This is a genomic window from Bacteroides sp. (assembly GCF_019417265.1).
GTDB lineage: Bacteria > Bacteroidota > Bacteroidia > Bacteroidales > Bacteroidaceae > Phocaeicola.
Genome location: NZ_DXVR01000162.1, coordinates 1 through 3,193 on the forward strand (window position 1 = coordinate 1; position 3,193 = coordinate 3,193).

The window sequence follows — 3,193 nt, forward strand, 5'->3', positions numbered from 1 at the left end:
GAAACACTTTTTTATCTGTATGTACCGTTTACCGGAAATGTATGTTAACGTTTTTAGTTGACTACTTTCAGTCTTATATATATAAAAGGTTGACTCGGTTTAAACTTAATAATAATAACGGTTGACTTATTTCTTGCTTATTTATGAAACAGGTTAACTCTACCTGCCAGTTTTTCGCAAAAATAATCAAAATCTCTATTCACCCCAAACGGGTAATGAAAAAACCACCGCGGAGGTTTGCCATACGGCTGGAGGCGCGAAGCCTCCAAAGAGTCTTAGGTTATAATCAGTCCTTACTTAATGGAAGATCTATCCTGTCATCCCCATCTCTTTCAGCCTTTTAATAGCTCTCTCACGGTAACTTATCCATCTTTTCTTCAGCTCTCCTTCACCTTCGGCGGCCTCGGAAGGTGTCATTCCGTCCAGGCTCCAGTGAGGGCGTTCGTGATTGTAAAACTCCACAGCAACTTTAACGGCTGCCTTTACTTCCCGGATTCGATAGAATACCATTCCTTTAAGCAGTTCATTCTTTATGGTATTGTTCACACGCTCGGCTACCGCATTATCCTTGGGATTTCCACTCTCTGTCATGCTTATGCGTATTTGGCAATCTTTCAAACGGCCCGTATAAGCATAGCTGGCATATTGTACACCACGATCGGAGTGATGGATTAACTTCGAGAGGTCTTTGCCGGCATAATGTCTGATGGCCATTTCCAGGGCCTCCTGAGGATATATCGTTTCTAATGTCTCCCCTACGCTATATCCTACGATTTCTTTCGTATAATAATCCGTCACCAGCGAAAGGTAACAGAATGTATATTCACCCGTAACAGGGTTTACCCAAAGAGGTATATAGGTTATGTCACTAACTATCAACTGGCAAGGGCGATTGGGTATCAACTCTTTAACCAGATTCGGATAAAGCGGAAGGTCGTGGTTGGAGTCCGTTGTTGCAATACGCCGCCTGCGCTTACGTACTTTTAAGCCATATCGTTCTATGATGTCATAGAAACGATTGTAGCCAACGCTGTGTTCTTCTCCGAACCTGCGACGGTACATCAACCAAAGCTTATTGCCACCAATGCCGGGAGCTTTCTGACGTACTTCTTTAATAAATTCAATCACAAAGGATTCCCTGGCTAATTTGAACATTAATTTATCCACATGTTTATAGTAGGCTTGTTTACTTACACCAAGCAGACGACACATAGGGACAATGCCGTAAAGCCTCTTGTCCCTGGTGTGAAGCCTGGATGCTACTTGGTGCCAGCTTTTTTTAGGTCGATGCCATAAACTTCTTTGCCAAAGGCCACCATTTCTTCGTAAAAGTCAGCCCGAAGGCGTTCCTGAGTTAAATCCTTCTTGAGAGAGGCGATCTCACCCAGTAACTTTTTGTAATCTTCCTCTGTTACCTCTTTACCTTGTTTCTTCATCATTGCTGCTTTTTGGGGGTTATCAACCTCAAAGATAGTTAATGCACGGTAAACTCGAGAACGACTTATACACAGTTTTTCTACTATCGCGGCGACTTCCAGGCCTTCTACTACACGAAGGCGATAAATCTCATGACACATCAGATGATGCTCTCTCTCTTGATAATAATTCTTCTTTTTCATTGTTGATTCTTTAAAGAGTCAACCTTATTTACAAAAAGACAAAATGTGACACATCTCTTGCGGATATGGAACTTTATTGATATATTGTACCCGAAACTTTGAAAGTTATACTATCGTTTCTAATATTGTCTCTATATTTTGTTTCACTTAAAATCTCAATGAATATGAAAAGAATAGGCAGTCTTTTAGTAGTTCTCTTCTTGTTAATGACAGGATGTGGAGACAGTAAGCAATCGGCAGAAGATCTTATCACCGTGGATGTAACAGCTAGTTATCCCAAAAAAGAACTAATTCTTCAGGATTTTATGGATGTGGAATACATTGCGTTGGAAACGAATGATGAGTTTGTCAATCAGGGTTATGTTCAGGCTATAGGTAAGAAATACATATTAGTAAAGAATCGAAGCGCTGACGGGAATATTTTTGTTTACGACAGGAGCGGGAAGGCTTTACGAAAGATAAATCATAAAGGGCAAGGTGGTGAAGAATATTCATATATCTTAGGCATTGCCTTGGATGAGGACAAAAATGAAATGTATGTTCACGACCATTATATAAGGAAAATTCAGGTGTATGATTTAGACGGGAGTTTTAAAAGAAGCCTGAATTACAGAGAACAGACTAAGGATGGGTTTTATACGAATATAGTCAATTATGACAAAGATCATCTGATTTGTTATGATGAATATAATAAGGAGAAAGCTTTTGTTCTTATATCCAAACAGGATGGGAGTATTGTCCGGAAAATAACAATGCCGTTTAAAGAGGCTAAGTTATTAATGCAAAAGAAACAAGATGGAGAAATGACTTATTCTGTCACTCCCGGTCCATATTCCAATATAATTCCTCACGAAGGCAACTTTGTTCTTTTAGAACTTTCTACCGATACGGTATATTCTCTTTCGCCGGATTACAACCTGCATCCGCTTCTCGTAAGAAATCCGCCTATTCGATCTATGAATCCTGAGGTCTTTTTGATTTTAAGAATGCTTTCCGATCGTTATTATTTCATGGAAACAGTGAAGAATGTGTGGGACTTTGGTAACGATAGTGGATTCCCGCGAACATTTTTTATGTATGACAGGCAGGATAAGAGTTTTTATGAATATACTGTTTATAATGGTGACTATTCAACTTCCAAGGAGTTTTATATGAATGATTTAAGGCATGTAAATCAGGAAATCGAATCATGGCGTAGAATAGAAGCCTACCAGCTTGTAGAAGCTAATGAGAAAGGAGAACTGAAAGGACAGTTGAAAGAAATTGCAGCAACATTGGATGAAGAAGCAAATCCTGTGATTATGTTGATAAAACATAAGAAACAATAGAGTCTTTATAACTGCATGGCAGATTTTTTCTTTGATTACCAGGTGCTTAAATCTTGATTAATTATGAAATACGTGAAACTCTTTTTGTTGACAGTTGTGGTACTTTGTTCATTTAGTAATGAAAAAATACCAAAGATTGATTTACCGGTCCACACTCCTAAACAGACTGCGCAAATGAGTAAATTGTTCCGTAAAGTAAGGTATGTTCCTCTGGAAACGACAGATGATTGTTTACTTTCTTATATC

Annotated in this window: 3 protein-coding genes and 1 pseudogene; 2 read left to right on the top strand and 2 right to left on the bottom strand. The window is 38.8% G+C overall.

Annotated features, from left to right (window positions below; all coding sequences use genetic code 11):
- Positions 1-309: 309 nt before the first annotated feature.
- Both QZ379_RS12450 and QZ379_RS12455 read right to left on the bottom strand, forming a co-directional pair.
- Positions 310-1,230 (bottom strand): annotated as a pseudogene (locus QZ379_RS12450) (IS3 family transposase); the annotation flags it as partial.
- A 29-nt stretch (positions 1,231-1,259) separates the two neighbouring features.
- Complete coding sequence (locus tag QZ379_RS12455; protein ID WP_250817855.1) at positions 1,260-1,619, bottom strand: hypothetical protein; 360 nt, start codon at positions 1,617-1,619, stop codon at positions 1,260-1,262.
- 164 nt (positions 1,620-1,783) lie between these two features.
- Between QZ379_RS12455 and QZ379_RS12460 the strand changes: the two genes are divergently transcribed.
- On the top strand, positions 1,784-2,947 hold the full coding sequence (locus QZ379_RS12460) for a 6-bladed beta-propeller (protein ID WP_291565395.1): 1,164 nt from the start codon (positions 1,784-1,786) through the stop codon (positions 2,945-2,947).
- 63 nt (positions 2,948-3,010) lie between these two features.
- Positions 3,011-3,193, top strand: a 183-nt coding sequence (locus QZ379_RS12465) for a 6-bladed beta-propeller (RefSeq protein ID WP_291565398.1), incomplete at its 3' end; no start/stop codon positions are given.

Bases quoted from the DNA above. Each gene is read 5' to 3' on its own strand.
- QZ379_RS12460 (WP_291565395.1), top strand. From the start codon at position 1,784: ATGAAAAGAATAGGCAGTCTTTTAGTAGTTCTCTTCTTGTTAATGACA.
- QZ379_RS12455 (WP_250817855.1), bottom strand. From the start codon at position 1,619: ATGAAAAAGAAGAATTATTATCAAGAGAGAGAGCATCATCTGATGTGT.